This window comes from uncultured Chloroflexus sp. (genome assembly GCF_937129525.1).
GTDB lineage: Bacteria > Chloroflexota > Chloroflexia > Chloroflexales > Chloroflexaceae > Chloroflexus.
In genome coordinates, this window is sequence record NZ_CAKZNK010000151.1 from 1 (window position 1) to 20,663 (window position 20,663).

18 protein-coding genes and 1 tRNA gene are annotated in these 20,663 nt (G+C 60.1%); 7 read left to right on the plus strand and 12 right to left on the minus strand.

Annotated features, from left to right (window positions below; genetic code table 11):
• From Q0650_RS18155 to Q0650_RS18200, 10 genes are all read right to left on the minus strand, one after another.
• Positions 1–2,582, minus strand: a 2,582-nt coding sequence (locus Q0650_RS18155) for a CHAT domain-containing protein (protein ID WP_298821582.1), incomplete at its 3' end; no start/stop codon positions are given.
• Between the two features lie 82 nt (positions 2,583–2,664).
• Positions 2,665–2,758: transfer RNA gene (locus tag Q0650_RS18160), tRNA-Sec, on the minus strand.
• Between the two features lie 49 nt (positions 2,759–2,807).
• Positions 2,808–3,722 (minus strand): diacylglycerol kinase family protein, encoded by a 915-nt coding sequence (locus tag Q0650_RS18165; RefSeq protein WP_298821584.1) that lies wholly within the window; start codon positions 3,720–3,722, stop codon positions 2,808–2,810.
• A 156-nt stretch (positions 3,723–3,878) separates the two neighbouring features.
• Positions 3,879–5,069 carry a tryptophan synthase subunit beta gene (trpB, locus tag Q0650_RS18170; RefSeq protein WP_298821586.1) on the minus strand — a complete coding sequence of 397 codons (1,191 nt, stop codon included), beginning with the start codon at positions 5,067–5,069 and terminating at the stop codon, positions 3,879–3,881.
• A 141-nt stretch (positions 5,070–5,210) separates the two neighbouring features.
• On the minus strand, positions 5,211–5,558 hold the full coding sequence (locus Q0650_RS18175; RefSeq protein WP_298821588.1) for a Trm112 family protein: 348 nt from the start codon (positions 5,556–5,558) through the stop codon (positions 5,211–5,213).
• 118 nt (positions 5,559–5,676) lie between these two features.
• A complete protein-coding gene (locus Q0650_RS18180; RefSeq protein WP_298821589.1) occupies positions 5,677–7,149 on the minus strand; it encodes a UDP-2,3-diacylglucosamine diphosphatase in 1,473 nt (490 codons plus the stop codon).
• A gap of 118 nt (positions 7,150–7,267) precedes the next feature.
• A complete protein-coding gene (locus tag Q0650_RS18185) occupies positions 7,268–7,579 on the minus strand; it encodes a hypothetical protein (RefSeq protein WP_298821591.1) in 312 nt (103 codons plus the stop codon).
• A 59-nt stretch (positions 7,580–7,638) separates the two neighbouring features.
• Complete coding sequence (locus Q0650_RS18190) at positions 7,639–8,313, minus strand: phosphoribosylanthranilate isomerase (RefSeq protein WP_298821593.1); 675 nt, start codon at positions 8,311–8,313, stop codon at positions 7,639–7,641.
• Positions 8,306–10,336, minus strand: a complete 2,031-nt coding sequence (locus Q0650_RS18195) for an NYN domain-containing protein (protein WP_298821594.1) — start codon at positions 10,334–10,336, stop codon at positions 8,306–8,308. The genes Q0650_RS18190 and Q0650_RS18195 overlap by 8 nt, the downstream gene beginning before the upstream one ends.
• Positions 10,337–10,644: 308 nt before the next feature.
• Positions 10,645–11,622 (minus strand): glycosyltransferase family 2 protein, encoded by a 978-nt coding sequence (locus Q0650_RS18200; protein WP_298821595.1) that lies wholly within the window; start codon positions 11,620–11,622, stop codon positions 10,645–10,647.
• Positions 11,623–11,812: 190 nt separating this feature from the next.
• On the opposite strand from Q0650_RS18200, the gene Q0650_RS18205 reads away from it, so the two are divergent.
• The gene (locus tag Q0650_RS18205; RefSeq protein ID WP_298821597.1) at positions 11,813–12,607 is read left to right on the plus strand and encodes an inositol monophosphatase family protein; all 795 of its coding nucleotides are present in this window, start codon (positions 11,813–11,815) and stop codon (positions 12,605–12,607) included.
• Between the two features lie 24 nt (positions 12,608–12,631).
• Positions 12,632–13,696 carry a radical SAM protein gene (locus Q0650_RS18210; RefSeq protein ID WP_298821599.1) on the plus strand — a complete coding sequence of 355 codons (1,065 nt, stop codon included), beginning with the start codon at positions 12,632–12,634 and terminating at the stop codon, positions 13,694–13,696.
• On the opposite strand, the gene rimI is transcribed toward Q0650_RS18210, so the two are convergent.
• Positions 13,651–14,316, minus strand: a complete 666-nt coding sequence (gene rimI / locus Q0650_RS18215) for a ribosomal protein S18-alanine N-acetyltransferase (RefSeq protein ID WP_298821602.1) — start codon at positions 14,314–14,316, stop codon at positions 13,651–13,653. The genes Q0650_RS18210 and rimI overlap by 46 nt on opposite strands.
• A gap of 101 nt (positions 14,317–14,417) precedes the next feature.
• Positions 14,418–15,239 carry a hypothetical protein gene (locus Q0650_RS18220; protein ID WP_298821604.1) on the minus strand — a complete coding sequence of 274 codons (822 nt, stop codon included), beginning with the start codon at positions 15,237–15,239 and terminating at the stop codon, positions 14,418–14,420.
• A 278-nt stretch (positions 15,240–15,517) separates the two neighbouring features.
• Here Q0650_RS18220 and rny point away from each other — a divergent pair, with 278 nt between their 5' ends.
• From rny to Q0650_RS18245, 5 genes are all read left to right on the plus strand, one after another.
• The gene (rny, locus tag Q0650_RS18225) at positions 15,518–17,050 is read left to right on the plus strand and encodes a ribonuclease Y (protein WP_298821606.1); all 1,533 of its coding nucleotides are present in this window, start codon (positions 15,518–15,520) and stop codon (positions 17,048–17,050) included.
• Positions 17,051–17,244: 194 nt separating this feature from the next.
• Positions 17,245–17,577, plus strand: coding sequence for a stage V sporulation protein S (locus Q0650_RS18230; RefSeq protein WP_367280835.1), 333 nt, complete (start codon positions 17,245–17,247; stop codon positions 17,575–17,577).
• Positions 17,578–17,657: 80 nt separating this feature from the next.
• Positions 17,658–19,499 (plus strand): DUF294 nucleotidyltransferase-like domain-containing protein, encoded by a 1,842-nt coding sequence (locus Q0650_RS18235; RefSeq protein ID WP_298821608.1) that lies wholly within the window; start codon positions 17,658–17,660, stop codon positions 19,497–19,499.
• 163 nt (positions 19,500–19,662) lie between these two features.
• On the plus strand, positions 19,663–20,364 hold the full coding sequence (locus tag Q0650_RS18240; protein WP_298821609.1) for a PolC-type DNA polymerase III: 702 nt from the start codon (positions 19,663–19,665) through the stop codon (positions 20,362–20,364).
• A gap of 4 nt (positions 20,365–20,368) precedes the next feature.
• Positions 20,369–20,663, plus strand: a 295-nt coding sequence (locus tag Q0650_RS18245) for a hypothetical protein (protein WP_298821611.1), incomplete at its 3' end; no start/stop codon positions are given.

Sequence of the window (20,663 nt, forward strand, 5' to 3'; positions counted from 1 at the left end):
ATGGCGAGGGACTGCTCGTAGAGGCGCATGGCGCCGTCGAGGTCGCCGCGGGTGACCAGCAGGGTTGCCTGCTGGTGGTGGACGCGACTGAGCAGCGCCTGATCATCAGTTTCGCGCGCGGTGGCCTCGGCCAGTTCAATGCTTCGCTGCGCCTGGTCCGGTTCCCCCAGTCGCTTGCAGACCCAGGAGGCTCGCCAGGCTGCCCAACCCCGTTGCGCGGGGGGCAGTGAGGGTATGGCGGCGGCGATGTCCGGCAGGAAGAATTTCGTGAGTTGCGCCAGCTCAGGGTCGGTGTTGATGCCGCCATATGCCCGGCTTACCAGGCGATCGCACCAGGCGGCGTAACGGTCGCGGGCCGCGCTCAGATCGAGCGCGCGCGCCAGGCGGCTCAGTACGCCGGCGATGACCGGATGCAGGCTGTACGCGCGGGCGCGGTTGCGCTCGTCGTCGTACTCCAGGCCTTGCAGAAGCGAAGTCTGCTGCAAGACCTCCAGGCGGCGGTGGGCCTCGTCGTCGGCGTTCTCGCCGGTCAGCCACCAAATGATGGCACCGTGCCGTGGCGTGATCACCGAATTGGCGATGATGGTCAGCGCCAGCAGATCGGCGCGCAGGTCGGCGGGCAGCGCGTTCAGCGACAGTTGCGTGTTGATCTCAACCGATGATTGCTGGTACATTGGCGCCGCCGGGTCATGGGCGGTCGCCAGCGCCTCGCGCAGGTTATTCAGGAAGGTCTGCTCGTCGTTCTGGCTCCGCGCCCAGCGCGCGGCGGCCAGGCGCAGCGCCAGTGGATGTTGACCGACGGCCTCGGCAAGCTGCTGGAGAAAGGCTAATGATGGAGTGCGTTCGCCGACAAACTGACGCATCAGTTCGATGCTCGCTTCTGGCTGGAGTCCTGCAAGCTGGAAGCCACTTCTGGCGTCTGGATAGAAGGTTTCGCCGGGCAAGCCGACCGGTGATTGGCGGGTGGTGAAGAGCAGGTACGCACCCTGGTCGGCCAGCCGTCGCGTCAGGCGCTGCACCGCCGCCGCTTCGGCGCGCTGCTCTTCGTCGAAGGGGGCGCTGCCCCGCTCGCGCTCTTCCCGGCCTAGCCGCCAGAGCACGGTCTCGTAGTTATCCCAGATCAGCAACATCTGCGGTCGCGCGCGCGCGGCGTTCAGCAGGGCATCTTCTTGAGCGGCAGCGTCGGGTTGCTCAAACGCGCGCTGATCGGCAATGCCGAGCAGAGTTGCCAGCTCGCGGCGAACGGCAGCGGCGCGCAGCGGCGCGTGTTCGCCGGGGAGGAACAGGCTGAGCGCCACGATCCCGTCGCGGAAGTGAAAGCGCAAGCGCTGGGCAAGCGCCGCGGCCAGCGCCGTTTTGCCGATGCCGCCGGCGCCGCGAATCGTTACGATCCGTTTCTGATCGATGACGAACAGGCGGGCCAGGTCGCGCAGTTCGCGATGGCGGCCAACGAATCGTCCCGCCGACAGGTCAGGCGCGCGCAGTGGGGTGAGGTTGGGTTCGGGTGGTTCGATCGGAGCTGGCGGCGCGGACAGATCTGGACGCTGGGCCTGCCAGGTATAGTGCTGGGCCAGATAGAGCGTCGGGATCGCCCATTCGCGCGGCTCGCTGCGAGACTGATTGCGCAGTTGCAGGCGCGCTCGATAGAGCGCCTGCGCCGGGTGCTGGCCGGTCGCCAGGCTTCGGTAGAAGGTGCGGGCAACATGGGCGGCGGCTTCGTCGAGCACCTGATACTGGGTGCCTACAACTGCCGGAATGCCCTGGCGCACCAGTGTCAGGGCGAGATTGGCTCTCGGCTCGCGGCTATCGGCGGTGCGGCAGGCATTCAGGAAGGCCAGAGACACGAAGCCGCGCAGATCGGCGGCCAGGTCGGCGACCGGACGCGGATCCATGCAGCCGGCGCCGTCGTCGAAGCACAGCACCGGCGTCCCGTTAAGCACGTCGCCGTGGCCGGCATAGTGAAACAGGATCGGTTCGCGCTGGTCAAGCTCGTCGATCAGGGCTTTACGGGTGGGGGCGATGCGCTGCCAGCGGATCGGCGCGGGTGGCTGCTTGCGGGCAAGGTCGTCGCGGATGAGGTCGAGTTCGGCGATGACCTTCAGCCGCGGGAGCGGCGCATAATCGACGAGCAGGCCGGTGCGCGGGTCGCGCACTTCTTGAACCAGCGGGTCGCTGCCCATTGCCACCAGCCGCCAGGGAACGGTCGGGTCGGGCGGTTGCAGCAGGGGCGCGCCAGGCACTTCGCGCGCAAACAGGTATTTGAAGATCAGATACTCGTCACCGTCGTGCAGGTATTCCCAGGGAATGGCGAAGAGTTCGGGGTCGGCGCTCTGCATGGCGATCAGGCTGTCGAGCGCCGGCGCTAGCGGCAGGTGGGCCAGCACTGCGCGGAACGTATCGCCCCCGAGCGCCGCGAAGAGGCGCTGACCGTAAGCGAGCGGATCGGCAGGCAGCGGACGCTGTGGGAAGAGAGGTTGATCGACCAGAAGGGCCGCCGGCTCGAAGGAGGCGAGGCGCTGTCCGTTTGCCCATGCTTCGGCCCGGTCGGTGCTTATGCGTTGCAGGGAGATAGTGACAGGCATTGGTGTGTTCTGGTGGGTTGGTGACGATTGTCCTTGTTTACTTGTTTATTATAGCATGGCAGAGGTGGGGATAGGGGATAGGCAAGAGCGCGTGGGAGTCGAACCCACCGGCGCAGTTCGTCACTCCGCCCAACGGTTTTGAAGACCGCGGCAGCCACCGGGCCACATGCGCTCTCAGTCGGGATTGTAGGCAGTTTCTGCTAGCGTGTCAATGGTGGGAGTGCGTCACACCAGCAACTGAACGGCGCGCGGCAACACTTCGACCTCAACCCGGTGGGCGGCGGTGGCGATGACCTCGCCGTCGGTCGCAACCGGGATCGGTGTCGGGCAGGTGACTTCGATCCGACGGGCGCGGGCCATTGTGACTTCTGGCTCGTTGGCGTGAACGCCGCGTATCAGGAGGGGAATCTTGCGCAGCGCGCGCGCGATGGGCATCGTATCGACGATGCAGAGATCGAGCAGGCCATCGTCAAGTCTGGCGTCTGGCGTCATCCAGAAGCCGCCACCCTGACAGCGCCCGTTGCCGACGCTGGCAAAGAAAAGCTGGCGACTGACCCGTTGCCCATCGAATCGAACAGTCATTGGGCCGGGGCGATAGGTTGCCAGCGCTTTGAAGACTGAGATTAGATAGACGGCGAAGCCGCGCGCGAATTTGATTTTGAGGCTTTCGACTGCCACCGCTGCGTCAAGCCCCATGCCTAACCCATTGATAAAGCAGCGGCTGAGACTGAGACGACCAGCTTCGACGTGAATGCGGCCTACATCGATTGCCCAGAGCTGGCCGGTAGCCAGTCGTTGCACTGCGCCGGCAATATCGCCGGGGCGAAAGCCGGGCAGCGATTTGACAAAATCGCTACCGGTGCCAAGGGGAATGATTCCGAAAGGGGTATTCTTGCCCTGCCGGCTGTCGATGAGACCGTTCACCACTTCGTTGATAGTGCCGTCACCTCCGACTGCGACAATCCGGCTTGCGCCGCGATTGATGGCCTGGATTGCCAGCTCGGTTGCGCCGCCACGGGCGTGGGTGGTAACAATCTCGCACTCGATGCCATGCCTGCGCAATTCAGCTTCAATGGCGCTCCGGCGTCGGCCAGCCAGTCCGCGTCCTGCCGCCGGGTTGAGAATGACGGTCGTTGTCATATCCGCCGCTCCGCGTATGGTTCAAAGCCAACGATATTGAGTGAAAGAGCGTGTAAGCCCTCGGCAAAACATCACTCCGCGCGCCAGAGCTGTGAGCAGAGCTGCCGGGTCGCGCCGATCGTTGCGCCTTCTCGTTGGCGATCACAGGTATCCAGACTAGATCGCCACTCCCAGCAGCTCTGCCACGGTGAAGATGTCTTTGTCGCCGCGTCCTGACAGGTTGACCAGAATAATCTGATCGGGTCGCATAGCTGGCGCCAGCCGGATCGCTTCAGCAACTGCATGCGCGCTTTCCAGCGCGGGGATGATCCCCTCTAATCGGGCCAGCAACTGAAACGCTGCCAGCGCCTCATCATCACTGGCGGCAGTGTAGGTGGCTCGCCCGCTATCGTGCAGCCAGGCGTGTTCGGGGCCGATACTGGCATAATCCAGTCCGGCGCTCACCGAATGGGTGAGGGCGATCTGGCCAGACTCATCCTGCAACACATACGAATAGGTGCCTTGCAGGACCCCCGGCGTGGCGGCGCGGAAACGGGCCGCGTGTTCGCCGAGCCGATCGCCTTTGCCGCCGGCTTCGACGCCGCGCAGCGCCACTTCGTGATCGTCAAGGAAGGGATGGAAGATTCCGATCGCGTTCGAGCCGCCGCCAACGCAGGCTACTACCACGTCGGGTAGCCGACCAGTCTCGGCGAGGATCTGCTCACGAGCCTCTTCCCCGATCACGCGCTGAAAGTCGCGCACCATCGTCGGGTAGGGGTGTGGCCCTAGCGCCGAGCCGAGCAGGTAGTAACTGTCGGGATTGGTTACCCAATCGCGCATCGCCTCGTTGATCGCATCTTTGAGCGTGCGCGAACCGCTGCTCACGCCGCGCACTTCGGCCCCCAGCAGGCGCATGCGAAAGACGTTTGGCCGTTGGCGAGCCATGTCATCCACACCCATGTAGACCACGCATTCCAGACCCAGCAACGCGCAAACCGTCGCTGTCGCCACGCCGTGCTGGCCGGCGCCAGTTTCGGCAATCACCCGGCGCTTCCCCATCCGTCGGGCCAGTAAGCCCTGGCCCAATGCATTGTTGATCTTGTGCGCGCCGGTATGAGCCAGATCTTCCCGCTTCAGGTAAATGCGCGCGCCGCCACAATGATCGGTTAGCCGCGCTGCGAAGGTCAACGGCGTTGGTCGTCCGGTATAGGTGCGGTGTAATGCGCGCAATTCCGCCCAAAAGCCCGGATCGGCTTTTGCCGCTTCATATGCCTCTTCCAGCGCGCTCACCGCCGGCATAAGGGTTTCCGGCACATATCTACCGCCGTAGGGACCGAAACGTCCGGGCCGTGTCGCAACGTCCTGCATAGATCAGCTTTCTAGATTGAGATCTCCCTGCGCACAACAGTAACAACCGCAAAGGCAGCGCGGGAAGCAATGAGGGATGGCTGCGCATCGGCGCGCCCATCCCATGGCTCTTCGTCCGTTGCGCCTTCGCGCCGACATGCATCACTTCTGGATCAGGCTCTCGTCTTTGTTCTTCTCGCCCTCTTCGAGCAGCATAATCGGAATGCCGTCTTCAATCGGGTAGCGGTAGCCGTTGCGGCGATTGACCAGCCACTCCTTGCCGTTAGCGTCAACCATCAACTCAACCGGCCCTTTATCGCCAGGGTCGGCCAGCATGCTTAACAATTCGGGACTGATACTACCGCGCTGGCCGCTGCTCCCGGCATTGTTGTTGACCGCCGGGGTCAGATCAAACACACTGTCCTCCTGGTACTGGCGAACGGCGCGGAAGATGGCGATTGCCAGTCCGATCACCGCCGCGATACCGAGAATGCGTAACACGTTTTTCATGAATCTCTTCCTCCTGTTTGTTATGGCCTGACAATGTCGCCACTGACGACGTTCCCGAATCGCCAGGTTGTATGAGCAGCTCTTTGCGTCTATGTCTGGTTGGGTGCGACTGTCACCGTTATTGTACACGACTTTGCCGACGTTGCCGCGGCGGTTCCTCTTCGCGCCATGCCTGTGGTGGTTGCGCGGGGTCGTGCCACACCAGCAGTCTCCCTTGCGGTTGACCGTCGCTGTCGTTAGTGATTTCAAGAAAGGGATAACGCTGGCTCGGTCGTCGCATCGTTTCCACGTCAAACACCACATCAGTCCAGGTACCGGTATTGATATACTGGCGACCATGGCCCAGATCAATCACCCGCGCCAGATGGGTATGACCGCAGACAAAGAGCCGGTCGTTGCGGTAAGCCGGTTGTTGGGCGATCAGCGCCACATCGCGCGCGATCTCGTCATTGAAGGCAACCACTTCGCGGCTGGCCTGGCGTCGCGCTTCATCGCGCACCTGATCGACGATTTCAGGCAGATCGCCGACCGCTTCGGCAGCGGCGCCGAATTGGCGCGCAATCGCCTGATGGCGGGTTACCCGTTGTCGGCGAAAGTGGGCAATCGGCGCCCACAGCGCGATGAGCGGTGATTTTCGCAGCCATTCGTCTGGTTCGCTCGAAAGGTGGTGCGGCGGCGCCCAGGCCGTTACCTGCAGGAACCCGATGACGCCACGGGTGACAAAGCGTCGCGCCGCCGGATCGCGCAGTCGTTGCAGACTCATCAGATACCACAGAAAGGCCGATGAGGGTTTGATATTATCCACCAGTGGCGCTAACGGGAAGGGGTCATCTTCCAGTTCGTTGATCACTTCTTTCACCAGTTGCGTCCCGCGAACGACCTCAAACGGTTCGCTAATACTGGCAAAGTTAACAAACCGGTTCCAGGGGTCGAACTGATTGCCATGCACAATGTAGACCCCGCCGCCGTGATAGCTGATCCCGAAGCGCAATCGGGCATCACCTTCCGGCAGGTCGAGAGCCTGGCGCAACACCGCTTTCGCTGCCGGGTAGTGCAGCTCGAAATCGTGATTGCCGATCAGAATGGTAAGCTGATTCCCTTCGCGATGAACAAACCGGCACAACGCGGCGATAACATCCTCATGCGCTGTAATGATGGCCTGCAAGCGCCGGGCCGCTGCTCGCGGTGACCATTCCTCATCGGCAACGTCTGGTAAGCTGATTTGTAGGAACTCGAAGGTATCGCCGGCGAGAATCAATTCGGTCGGTTCCCGGCTCAGGTAGTGATCCAGAAATGCAATCAGCGTCTCGTCGTCGCAGAAATCGTCGCGCCGATCACCGCCGCCGAGATGCAGATCGCTGATCACGATTCGTCGGCGTCTGATGTCGATCTCATTCGGCCCGATCGGGGGCGTTGCGTATGGCGTTGGGCGAATGCGCACGCGCCGAAATCGGAGCGCAATCCAGCGCAGCGCAAGCAACAGCGCCACAGCAATGATCAGGCGCAGCGCAAGACGTAGCAGCCACAGAGCGGCCTGCCGGACGTAACGACGCGAGCGCTGGCGGTTTGTATGGTCAGGTGGGATTTGCATGCTCTATCTCATTGGCCTGCGAAGGCGCGGTTATCGTGATCTTCACAACACTGGCGAGGCGACCGCATCAGCGCGAACTGCCCGTCCGTTGACCGAAGCTGTGTCGCTCAGCGCCATCTCATGGCTGGTATGCGATGGCCGCGAGCATCCTTGCCGGGCGCATAACCGGGGATGCTCCAGGCGCATCCACCTTCCTGGTCTTGAAGCGCCGGCACTCCCGATCGAATGATCGAATCGCAAGCGCGGTAGCCGTCTGCGAAGGAGCAACTCGCTGCGGCATAGCCCCAAAGATGTCGTGACCGTCGATCACAGTGGTTGATTCCATATACTCCACAATCAATGATTGCTCTGATGGTTCGGTGAACAGAGTCGGTTCGGCTATGACAGTGCCTTCGGCGTCGTCTGTCGTCTGGCGCGATGCGCTCATCATCGCTCGATCTCATCGGCTGCCTTCATCCATCTGTCTTGTCGTTGACGAAGGTCGCAACCTCATGTTCCGCTCTCTGTTGCCTGCGCTCTGACGGCGGCAATGAAGGCATTAATCAGCGCCGGGTCTTTTTGGCCGTCACGTTCGACCCCACTGCTGACATCAACGCCGAGCGGATCGACTGCGGCAATTGCCTGCGCAACATTCGCCGGTGTCAATCCGCCGGCCAGCAAGGTAGGAACCTGACGGGCAATCCGGGCAGCCTTGATCCAGTCAGCCTGGATGCCGGTGCCGCCAAATGCGCCCGGAACGTGGGCATCGATCAACGCGGTCAACGCCGGTAGATTGCCGGTGAGGGCAGGCTTTGCCGCCGCGATCCGCGCCAGCCATGCCTGTTCATCGGCGTCGCCGGTCATACGGATCGCCTTGATGAGCGGCAATCCGCCGGGCGCCGGGTAGTCAGGCGGTTCATCACCGCTGAGCTGGATCGCGTCTAGCCCCGCGGTGAGCGCAATCTCACTGACGATCACCGGTAGTTCGTTGACAAACAGTCCAACCACCAGCGGGCGCGGTGGCGATAACGAGTGAATTGCCGCCGTGATATGCTGAGCCTCGGCAATTGTCACCCGTCGTCGACTCGGCGCAAATACCAGCCCGATCAGATCGGCGCCGGCAGTGGCGGCTGCCAGCGCCAGATCGACCGAGCGTATGCCGCAGATTTTAACCAGCTTACTCAATCTCTTTCAACGTGTAATAGACGCGGCGGTTTCGAGTGGTACGTTCGAGCATTCCGTGATGAATCGCTTGCTTGAGCATCGTGCGATTCTCTTCGGTAGTGCGCGGTAGGCCGCGCTGTTTGCGCGCAGCTTGCAATGCGCTCAATAGCTGCTGGAAGGTGGCGGGCCTGCCCATCTCGCGAACTGTCGTCCGGAACAGTTCCCACTCCTCGGCGCCAAACTCCAGCGTGAGGTCAACCTGACCGGCGCTGTCGTCGGTTGGTGACTGTGCCGGTAATGCAGCCGGCTCAACCGGCGCGGCAACAGGTTCGGCGATGGGTTCGGCGCTAACCGGCGCGGCGGCAACCGGCTCGGCGACGTGCTCGGCGACAGGCGCGGCGGCAACCGGCTCGGCGACGTGCTCGGCGACAGGCGCGGCGGCAACCGGCTCGGCGATGTGCTCGGCGACAGGCGCAGTGGCAACCGGCTCCGCGACAGGCGCAGCGGCAACCGGCCCGGTGGCAACCTCTGTCTCTGGCGTCGTTTTGCGTGAGCGCCGGCGGCGGTTGCGTCCCGATCGGGCGGTCAGCTCTGGCGATTGCGTTTCGTTGCCGCCTGCTGACACTGTATACTCAATATCTATCGGCGTTGGTGTATCTTGCACATCCACGGGGGATAGCGCATCTTCAACGCTCAAGGTGGATGTTGTATCGTCAATGCCTGCCAGAGGCACATCCAGCGACACCACATCTTCGCCGATTGCCGGTAGATCTTCAGACACACCCTGATCAACCAGCAGTTCTTCAAGCTGTGGCGGACTGTATTCCGGTTCGCCTTCGATCCCTTCATCAATCTCTGCGCCATCATCAACCAGACCGTTCGTGGCAGTAATCTCGTCGCGGTTCCGGTTACTGCGTCGCGAGCGGCGGCGGCGACGGCGACTGCCGGTTATTGTCGGTGAAGCCGGTGTCTCAGGTGGCGCTACCTTTGCCTCTTCCACCTCATTCGGGCTAAGCGCGGCGATCGGAATGGCGCCATTGACTCCGATTGGTGGATCAATCACAACCGGTTCGGGTGGCGGCTCTTCGGTCAGCAACGGCGCAAACCGCGATAACTTCAGCGGATCCTCGCCGGGCAGAAAGACCTCGTTGACCGAACCTTTGGTAAAGATCTGCACCTTGCCCCGCTGTTCGGCGTCTATCACCAGATCTTTGAACTTGCTGTACGGACGCCCGTTGAGATCGCGGTAGCGACTCTCTTTGAAATCGCCACCCATCAGCTCTTTCATGAGCATCTTGAGCGATCCCAGGGTGGTGACGTAGCCACGCTTGCGGGCCAGATGGATTGCCTGGACGAGCACTTCATATATGTCCGGTTCTGGTGGCGCTGGCGGCGGAGGCGCCGGCGCAACCGGCATAACCGACGTAACCGGCGCGACCGGCGCGACCGGCGCGATGGCTGGCGCTTCTATCGCTTCAATAGCGCGGGTTAATTCAGTGGCGCGATTGGCAATTGCCGTGGCGGCGGCACTGGCATTGGGCTGGCGGCCAACCAACTGCTCGTAAAAGACGAACTCATCGGCGCTCTGGGCAAGGTGCGTGCTGGCTGCGCCGCCGATACCGATAATATAAACCTCTTTGCCTTGCTGGCGAATGCTATGCACCAGGGGAATGAAATCGCGGTCGCCAGTTACGAGCACAAATCGGGTCACGTTGGGGTTAAGAAAGAGGGTCTTCATTGCGTCGATACACAGATTCATATCGACGCTATTCTTGATGGCGCGCCCGGTGCGCCCAGCATCCTTGTCGTAATAGTAAGTGGCAACGTAAATCGGTTCGATCGCGTTGGCGTACAGCGCGCTAGTGATGCGGGGGTAGCGGTACCAGTCAGCGTAAGCGCGCGAGATCACCACGCGGCCAAGGTCGTTGCAGCGGTCCATAATCGCTTCGAAATTGGGCGTGGCATTGAGTTTGTCGCGCACGCTCACATAAATGTTTTCGAAGTCGATGAAGACCGCGACATCAGGTCGCTTTTGGTCATACATCGTTGTCTGATCTGCTCCTGTTGTGCGTTCGAGAGGGAGGAGCGCGGAGCACATGCATCGACGCCAGCTCACGCAAGGCGCACATCGACAATCTGTTCGCCATCCAGGATTGCCAACGCTGACTCACCAGTCAGAGTAGCAGCCGGCGTCGAGTTGCAGCGATTATCGCAGCGATTTGCGGAGCAATGCGTCGGTATGTTCACGCGAACCAACCTCACAGTGTCAGGCTTGAGTCGCGAAAAGTCCAGTACAAATCATTGCGAGCGGCTATCCCGCCAGATAGCCTGCTCTTAACTGCTACTATAGCATTAGCGCGCAACCTTCGCAACCGGTAACGCGGGAAATTTGACCGTTTCGCCCAGAATGGCGCTGTACGCCAGCAGGTGACCGCGCAAGGTGTCGTGGTCGATCTGTCTGCTCAGGTAGTTGCGCCAGGTTTTCCCAATAAGACGGAGCATTCCCAGCGTCACCAGTATGGCATATGCGCGTTGGCTGAACGGCGAGGCGAACTTTGCCATGTAGCGCGTTCGCGCCCGCCAGAGCGCCACTTGCATCCGCCAGCGCGCCTGACTGGTAGCTGCGCCGCCAACGTGAATCACCTGCGCTGCCGGCACCTGCCAGATCGCCCAGCCGGCTTGCTTGATCCGCTGACACCAGTCGATCTCTTCGCAGTACATGAAGTAGCCTTCGTCCATCCCGCCAATTTCGGCAATTGTTGCGCTGCGCGCAAGCATGCAAGCTCCCAGCGGGTAATCGATCGGAAACGGATCGTTACCCGTTTCGGCAGGATACCGACCATGCCACCACGAGTCGTACAGGCGGCCCGGAAGCACTTCGCCCGGTGGGAAGAGATCGAGCGCGGTTGTGATCAGATCGGGAAAGCGAAACGCGGCACGTTGCAGCGTGCCGTCGGGGTTGAGCAGGCGTGGCCCGACGAGACCGACCCGCGGATGGGCGGCCAGAAAGTCGGCCATTGTTTCGATTGCGCCAGGCAATACCTCGGTGTCGGGGTTAAGAACGAGGATGGCGCCGCAGGTGTCGGCCAGGATGCTGATACCCTCATTGGTCGCTGCCGCATAACCGGGGTTGTCACGTCGTTCCCGCACCTGTACCGTCGGAAATTCGCGCCGCACAAGGGTTACACTTTCGTCGCGGGAACCGTTGTCTACCACAACGATGTGTAGCGGCAGCCGGCACGTCTGCAATGAGGCGAGGCAGCGACGCAGCAGCGGGGCTGTATTGTACGAAACAACGACTACGCCAATTGGCGCAAGATGGTTCATCATAGCGAGCCGATTGTAGCGGCGACCGGCTGAATTTGCAAGCGTTTGCCGCGATCCGCTGCTTCGCTTGCCGCTGATGCGCTATCCCGGCGCTTGATCGGCGACAACCGGTTTTCGCCGGATTTGCGTATTGCCTGCTCCCTGCTACAATGAAAGCGGTGTCTTTAACCGACAGTGACAAATCTGGTGAACTATGCTCGATTTTGCCATCGATCTTGCCTACCGGGCCGGCGCTCTCATTCGCGCTGGCGCCGAGCGCGATATTAGCTACGAACCAAAGCAGCACGCCGATGTCGTCACCGAAGTGGATCGAGCCAGCGAAGCGCTGATTGTCGGCGCGATCCGCGCCCGCTATCCTGATCACGCAATCATTGCCGAAGAGGGCAGCGGCGTGAGCATGTCTTCACCCTATACGTGGTTGATCGATCCGCTTGACGGTACGCTCAATTTTCTGCACGGTTTGCCGATCTTTGCCGTGTCGATTGCGCTCCTCGCTTACAACGAACCACTCATCGGCGTTGTCTACGATCCAATGCGCAACGAACTCTTTTACGCCGAGCGCGGTTGTGGCGCGTTCCTCAATGGTCGCCGCCTGCGCGTCTCGCAGACGGCAACGCTGGCGCGCAGTCTGCTCAGCAGTGGTTTGCCGTATGATCGCTTTGAGCAGTCCGATAACAATTTGACCGAGCTGACCTATCTGGCGATGCTGGCGCAAGATATTCGCCGGCCCGGTTCGGCGGCGCTCGATCTCTGTGCGGTTGCGGCTGGTCGCACCGATGGTCACTGGGAACTGGGGCTGAAGCCGTGGGATGTCGCTGCCGGCGGCTTGATTGCGCTCGAAGCCGGCGCAACTGTGACCGACTGGCAAGGTGGGACGTGGCGTCCGCTCAGCGGCGACCGGCTGGTGGCGACCAATGGACTCATTCACGGCGAATTGCTCGCTGCACTGGCTGCCGCCCGCCGACAACACGAAGCGCAGCGCGTCTGATCTTTAATAGTACCTGTGTAAACTATGGCATACTATCAACCTGAAGTTGCGCCCGGTCTGCCGCCGCTCAGCGCGCGTCGTCCGCTCATCAACGAGTATTTTCTCTCGGCGTATACGATGAGTGTCTACAACGGCTGCGAGCTGGGTTGTCCGTATTGCGATAGCTGGGTCTACCAGGAACGTCCGCTCAATGAGACGATTGCGATTCCAGTTGATTTGCCGCAACGACTGGCGGCGGTGTTACCGAATATCGACCGCGGTGATCTGATCGCAATCAGCGCCTTGAGCGATCCGTATCAGCCTGCCGAGCAGACCTATCGCATCACCCGGCAGGTGTTGCAACTGTTTGCCGACCAGGGTCAACCCTGCCTGGTGATGACCAAAAGCCCGCTGGTGTTAGAAGATCGAGCGTTGCTACAAAAGATCAATGAGCGTAGCCTGGCGATTGTCGTCACGACGCTGCTCACGCTCGACCAGCATCTGGCTACGCGCATCGAAGGGCGCGCGCCGTCGCCACAACTCCGGCTCGAGCTGATTGCCGAGCTAAAGCGGGCAGGGATACCGGTAGGAGTGGCGATTGTGCCGGTGATGCCCTACATCAACGACAGCAACCTCAATCTCCGCCGGGTTTTGCATGCCTGCGCTGGGGCCGGGGCTGATTTTGTCGTCTGGGATTACCTGCACATTCCCAACGAGCGCCACCGTCATCGGATCAACATCTTGCTCAGCCAGTTGGGATCGTACCCGCCTCGCTACTACCGCGACATCTACCGCGATCAGGCTACGGTCAACTCGATTTACCGCCATGATCGCGACCGCGAACTTTGGTTGCGCTGCAATGAATTGGGAATTGCGCCACGCGCGCCACATCGGATGTTTGCCGGCAAATTATCGCCCCGCAACGAAGCGGCGCTCTTGTTGCGTCACGCGGCATTTAGCGATCGAATGCAAGGTCGGGAACGGTTATTCAATCTGCATTGCGATCTGGCCGAGGCAGTGTATCGGGGCCATTTCCGCGCCGTCGATCTGCGCCAGAGTCCACTCTACCCGACAATTGGGCCACTGCTGGGCTTGTCTACCACTGCCTGAGCGGCTTGCTGACGCAGTCGTTCGTACAACTGGCGACGCAGCTCGCGCAGTCGCTCTTTATAACTGGTCGTATTGATTGGATCCGTCCACATCACCAGCGCGTCTTCGTGATTATCGGTGTAATAGTTGGCGCGCTGGCCGACCGGACGAAAGCCATATTTGAGGTAGAGACGCTGGGCAGTCAGGTTACTCACCCGCACCTCTAGCGAAAGGTATTGGGCTTCCAGCTCGTAAGCGCCATCAATCAGCGCGTTGAGGATCAGTTCGCCAACGCCGCGTCGCCGATGAGCTTCGGCCACCGCGATCGTCGTGATGTGACCGCTGGTTTCATTCAGCCAGATTCCGCCATAGCCAACCAGCGGCCGACCAGTGTTCAAGGAGAGTGGAACCAGGCCGATTCGTTGCAAAATTCGCGCGAGCAAGGAAAAATCTGATGGTGGTGGTGTCGCGCCATTGGGGAGTGAGGTGTCGGCACGAGCGACGACATAACGGCACGATCGCCGGTTCTGGATCTCGCGTCGGTACGTTTGCGCCGACCACGGTGACATGCGACTTTGCCGCTCAATCTCCTGGACGGCTGGGATGTCATCTTCACGCATTGGCTCGATGAAGTAGTACATCCCCCTTCCTCGCTGTGCGACATCTATATGGTGAGAGTGGATAAGCGATCCACTGTCTTGCCTATCCCCCTCTCACCCTGAGACCGGGTCTGCGAACGTCATTATGGTTGTACAGGGCGGGCCGACTCAACGAAAAAGATGCTCTGATACTCCCCATTGCGCCCAAAACCACCACCGGTTTGAAACGTCCCGGTCACTTCCACCAGACCCCAGACGAAACTGTTATTGGGGCCGAGGTTGAGCAACGCCGATTGATCAGGGGGAAACTGCTCAACCCAAATCGTGCCGCCAACCGGTTGTGGGCTAGAGCCATCTTCTTCAGTTGAAATGCCTTCGGCCAGCACGTAGATCACCGAGTTCCAGAAATAATACGCTTGCGTGGTCACGCGCTGCCCCTGATACTGTTGCGGATTGCGCAGCAGTTCGAAAAATGACACCTTATCAGGGCCGAGTGATCGGTCAGTCAGGCGTTGTTCGACACGGCGAATGCGTTCGATCGGTTCGGCACTGCTCACCGTGAGCAAGAAGCGGTAGGCTCCACCGGGGCCATAATTGCCCCCTGCCTCAAATCGCCCACGCACGCGCACAAATCCATATACCGAATCGCCCGGTCGGTGAAGATGTTCGGTCACTTCAGCCGGGAACCCTTCCAGCCAGATCAGTTCGCCGATTGGTTGCGCATCCAGCCCATTATCGAGCGTGCTCACCCCAACTGCCAGCACCGACAACCCGGGATTGCCTGGTCGCCAGATATACGCGCCATCAACGGTTACCTCACGGCCAGCATAATCGGTTGGGCTGGCAGTCAATTGCTGCACGAACAAAGGTGTGCCTGACACGCGATTGGCACAGGTTGTCAGGATCAGGAGACTCAGCCCAATGACGAGCAAGAGTTGCGAGGCTCGCCACGATAAACGAAACATGCGACTCCATCCTCCTCGGATGTATCTCATCAGTCTGGTCGGCGCGCAGCGACGCGGATGCGCGCCGATACGGTGTCACTGCTGCCGATTATAGCAGATGCAATGAAGCCCTTCAACTCTCTACTTTGGCGATAACGTCTTGACAGCAGGTACATCGATCAGTATGATGATGATTATCTAATGGACTAATAATCCATAGTTACAATATTAGTTCGCATATCGCCAGTGCAAAATAAATACTGGCGCCATGCACATTAACAACTGCATAGGAGGCTACCGTGACAGAGCTACTCTGGGCCGTCGTCGCCCTGCTTGCAGGGCTGGCCGGCGGTGCAGGCATAGGTATCTGGTGGGCGAACAATGGGGTCAGCTCACTAGTGCAACGCAAAGCTGCTGAAGCGCGACTCTTAATCGAAGAAGCGCGATCACAGCAAAAAGAAATCCTCTTGCAGGCCAAAGATGAGGCGCTGCGCATTCGGAATGAAGCTGAAGCAGAATTGCGCGAATCGCGTCAAAGCTTGCAAAAGCAAGAAGAACGTCTGCAACGTAAAGAGGAAAATATCGATCGGAAACTAGAGGGCATCGAGCGTCGTGAGCGGCTCATTCAGCAACGTGAGCGCCAGATCGAACAACTGGCGCAGGAAGCTGAACGCTTAAAACGCCAGCAAGCGCAAGAGCTGGAACGTATTTCGCAATTGTCGCGTGAAGAAGCCCGGTCGATTATCCTGGCCGAAGTGGAACGCGAAACGCGCGAAGATGCCGCCCGGCGCATCCGCGAGCTCGAACAGCAAACCAAAGAAGAAGCCGATAAAATTGCCCGTAAGATTATCGGTCTGGCAATTCAACGCTGCGCGAGCGATTACGTCGCGGAAATGACCGTCTCAACGGTGAATCTGCCCAGTGAAGAATTGAAAGGACGGATTATTGGCCGCGAAGGTCGCAATATCCGCGCTTTCGAGCAGATCACCGGTGTTGATATTATAGTTGATGACACTCCTGAAGCAGTAACCCTTTCGTGCCACGATCCGGTTCGGCGTGAAGTGGCGCGAGTGGCGTTGCTGAAGTTATTGAAGGATGGGCGTATCCATCCATCACGCATCGAGGAGGTGGTGCATAAGACGCAGCTTGAAATCGAACAGATTATGCGCGAAGAGGGTGAGCGGGTGGCATATGAGGCCAATGTGCAGGGCCTTCACCCTGATTTGATCAAGCTGCTCGGTCGCTTAAAATATCGCACAAGCTATGGGCAAAATGTCTTGCAACATTCGCTGGAATGCGCTTTGCTGGCCGCTCACATGGCGGCAGAATTGGGCGCAAATGTAAATATTGCCAAGACAGCCGCTCTCTTGCACGATATTGGCAAAGCGGTTGATCACGAAGTCCAGGGGCCTCACGCGCTAATCGGCGCGGAAATTGCCCGTCGCCTTGGCCGTTCACCGGCCATCGTGCATGCGATTGCGGCTCATCATTATGATGAAGAGCCACAAACCGTTGAGGCATTCCTGGTGATCGCCGCCGACGCAATTTCCGGCGCACGGCCCGGCGCGCGTCGCGAGACGCTCGATCTTTACATCAAGCGTCTTGAAGCACTGGAAACTGTGGCAACTTCATTCCCCGGTGTGCAACGCGCCTTTGCAGTGCAGGCCGGGCGTGAAGTGCGGGTGATGGTGCAACCTGAACAGATTGATGATCTCGCCAGTGTGCATCTGGCCCGCAACGTGGCGAAGAAGATTGAGGAGAGTTTGCAGTATCCGGGTCAAATCAAAGTGACGATCATTCGCGAAACTCGCGCAGTAGATTATGCGCGATAATCAATTGGCCAAACGGTGAGAAAATTCGATACCGTTTAGTCCCCAAATCACGATCGCGTGTGGTACAATTGCCATACGCATCAAATGTCGGCTATCAGGGTTCTTTTACACGAGGAGGCTGCGCCGGTATGAGCCTGGCAACTCCGCCCGATGATGCGAGCCGTCTATCTACCCGTCACCAACAGGAGGAAGCTATGAGCAACGCCCAGCCGCTTGAGCGGGCTGTCGGCGAAGGCAACGCCGCCCCCGCTCGTCAGCAGCGCAGTGCCGAGGTCCTTAAGGTCTCGACCCGCTCGCGGCCGAGTGCCGTTGCCGGCGCAATTGCCGGTGTTATGCGCGAGAATGGTTCGGCTGAAGTGCAGTCGATTGGCGCTGGCGCAACGAATCAGGCTATTAAGGCCGTGGCTATCGCCCGTGCCTACCTGAGCGAGGAGGGGATCGATATTGTCTGTATTCCGTCGTTTATCGATGTCGCAATCGATGACGAGGAACGCACAGCTATTCGTCTCTTAATCGAACGCCGGTAGCCTCCTGTGTAGTTCCGTCGTCGCTGGCGAGGCATCTCCGCCCGGAGATGCCTCGTGTTGTATCTGGCGAGCGTTGTTGCATGGATGAGATTGCGCGTTTTTTACGTTCTTACCCGCCCTTCGACCGGTTGCCCGAACACGTGGTGAGCCAGATTGCGGGTGAGTTGCAGATTGAGTTTGTTCGCGCCGGCCAGACAATTCTGACCCGTGGTGGCGAGCCGTCCAGGTTTCTGTATATCGTTTGCAAAGGCTCGGTTGATCTGCTCCGCAGTGGCGATCAGGTGGTTGATACACTTGGTCCCGGTGAAGCCTTTGGGCATCCGTCACTGATACGCGGTCAGCCGCCGCTGGTGACGGTGCGCGCCCATACCGATACGCTGCTGTATCTCCTGCCGGGAGCGATCTTTCATCGCCTGCGCGCCGAACAGCCCCAGTTCGCCGCTTTTTTTGCCGCTTCGGTGATCGAACGCCTGGGCTATGCCTTGCAATCACGCCAGGCTGAGTCAAATCCCACCTTGTTTCAAACGCGCCTGCGCGATCTGATTGCGCGTCCGCCGGTCTTTATCAGCGCCGATGCGACGATTGGCGATGCCGCCCGACGGATGCGGGATGAACGGATTTCGTCGCTCATCGTCGATCTGTCTCCCGCTGGTATCATCACTGACCGCGATCTGCGCAACCGGGTATTGGCTGAAGGTTTGCCTGATACAACGCTGGTGCGTCAGGTGATGAGCGCGCCGGCAACAACTATTTCAGCCGATGCCCTGGCCTTTGAGGGCTTGCTATTGATGCTGGAACGGGGTATTCACCATTTGCCGCTGGTCGATGGCGACCGGGTGGTAGGGGTTGTCACCCATACCGATATTCTCCGTCGTCAGAGTAACAGTCCGCTCTTCTTGCCGCGCCTGTTGCAACGAGCGACCGGGCTGGAAGATTTGCGTCGCTACACCGATCAGGTGGCCGAAGCGGTGATGACCCTGACGGCAACCGGGGCCAGGGTGAGCGACATCGGGCGCGTAGTGGCCGTTGCTCACGATGCCTTGCTCCAACGACTGTTGCGCGATGCCGAGGTAGAATTAGGCCCGCCACCAGTGCCCTATGCGTGGCTGGTGCTTGGTTCAGAAGGGCGCTACGAGCAGACATTGCGCACCGACCAGGATAATGCCCTGGTTTATGCCGATGAAGCCGGGCCAGAAGCAGTGAGTTACTTTGAGCGGTTGGCAGAATTGGTAGTTGGCTGGCTGGTCGAGTGTGGGTTTCCGCGCTGCCCCGGCAATATCATGGCAACCAATCCCGAATGGCGTCAGCCGCTATCCGTCTGGCAGAGCTACTTCCGGCGCTGGATTGAAGTGCCGGACGAGGAAGCATTGTTACGCACGGCGATCTTCTTTGACTACCGGCAGGTGTATGGCTCTTTGCCGGCTGAACCGGTACTGCGCGCGATTACGCAGCATGCCGCCGAGCATCGGATCTTTATGGCTCGCCTGGCCCGCGCCGCGCTGCGTCAACCTGCGCCGCTGACCTTCTTCCGGCAGGTGGCGCTTGAACGCCGCGGCGATCAGCGAGATCTGCTCGATTTAAAGCTGCGCGGCACGGCGATGGTCGTTGATCTGGCGCGTCTGTTTGGGTTAGAAGCGCATAGCAACGAGACCAACACGATTGCGCGCTTGCGCGCAGCAGTGGCGACCGGAGTATTGAGTCGTGAAGATGGCGATAATCTGATGAGCGCCTTTGAATTGCTCTCAACCCTGCGCCTGCATCATCAGCAACAGCAAATTGCCAGTGGCTTGCCTCCCGATAATCTGGTAAATTTCCACCAGTTAGGTCCGCGCGAACGACGTGAAATTAAGGAGTCGTTGCAGGCGATTGCGGCAGTGCAACGGGGTGTGGCTTTGATGTTCCAGACCGATCGGCTGGCATAGTCGTTATGATTGCAAGCAGTGTGCGCCGACTCGCTGGAATGGCCTGCCTCTTCATCACCGCTGCTATGAGTCGTTAGTGCCCAGATATGGACTGACCGGCAAGCTGTCTACTTCTCTGGCTAGACATCTCAGCCGGCGCCGTTGGCTTAGCTACGGAGACCGTATGCGCTCGCTCTGGTCACGTCTGTTTCAGCGTACACCACCCGCCGATTTTGTGCAGGCCTACGAAGCGTTTCCCGAACCAGACCCGCGCCTGCCGTGGCGGGAAGTTCCCTATACTGTGATCGATGTTGAGACGACCGGCCTTGATTACCGCCACGATGCGCTGATCGCGATTGGCGCGGTCAATGTGGAGAATGGTCGGGTGTTGCTCAAACAGACGTGGTATTCCCTGATTCGGCCCCCTGCCGACCGCGAACCGAGCGTTGAGAGCATCCGTATTCATCATCTGACCCCCGAAGAATTGCGGCATGCGCCGCCGGCTGATGAGGTGCTGGCAGAGTTGCTTCGTCGGATCGCCGGTCGCGTGCTGGTTGTGCATGTCGCTGAAATTGATGTCCGTTTCATCAATGCAGCCCTTAAACCGTTTGGCGGTCGGTTGCGGCGACCAATTCTCGACACGGCGAGGCTGGCGATGACTCTCCACCTCAATGCGCAATGGCTTGGCGAACAATCGCGCGATATGCCGGCGCCGGCAGTGGAATTGCGCAGGTTGGCCACTTCGCTCGGTTTACCGGTCTACGCGCAACACAATGCCCTGAATGATGCCGTGACTACGGCTCAACTCTTCATTGCGCAGGCGACCCTGCTGGCCGATCAGGGCCGTTCCAATCTGGCCAGCCTGATCCGGGCCGGTGGAGTGTGAGCGCTTGCGCACCGGTCCGCGCGCTCGTAGTCTGGCTATCGGCTATCGATCTACCGCAGAGATCGCAGAGGTCGCAGAGGAACTATCGGCTATCGGCTATCGACTATCGCTCTCCTGGCAGATGGCTGGGCGCAGCAGCGCTGCGCCCCTACCCCCGCTCCCGCTCCACCTGCCGCTGCCCACACAGCGCCGGTTATCGGCTATCGGCTATCGGCTATCGGCTATCGACTATCGCTCTCCTGGCAGATGGCTGGGCGCAGCAGCGCTGCGCCCCTACCCCCGCTCCCGCTCCACCTGCC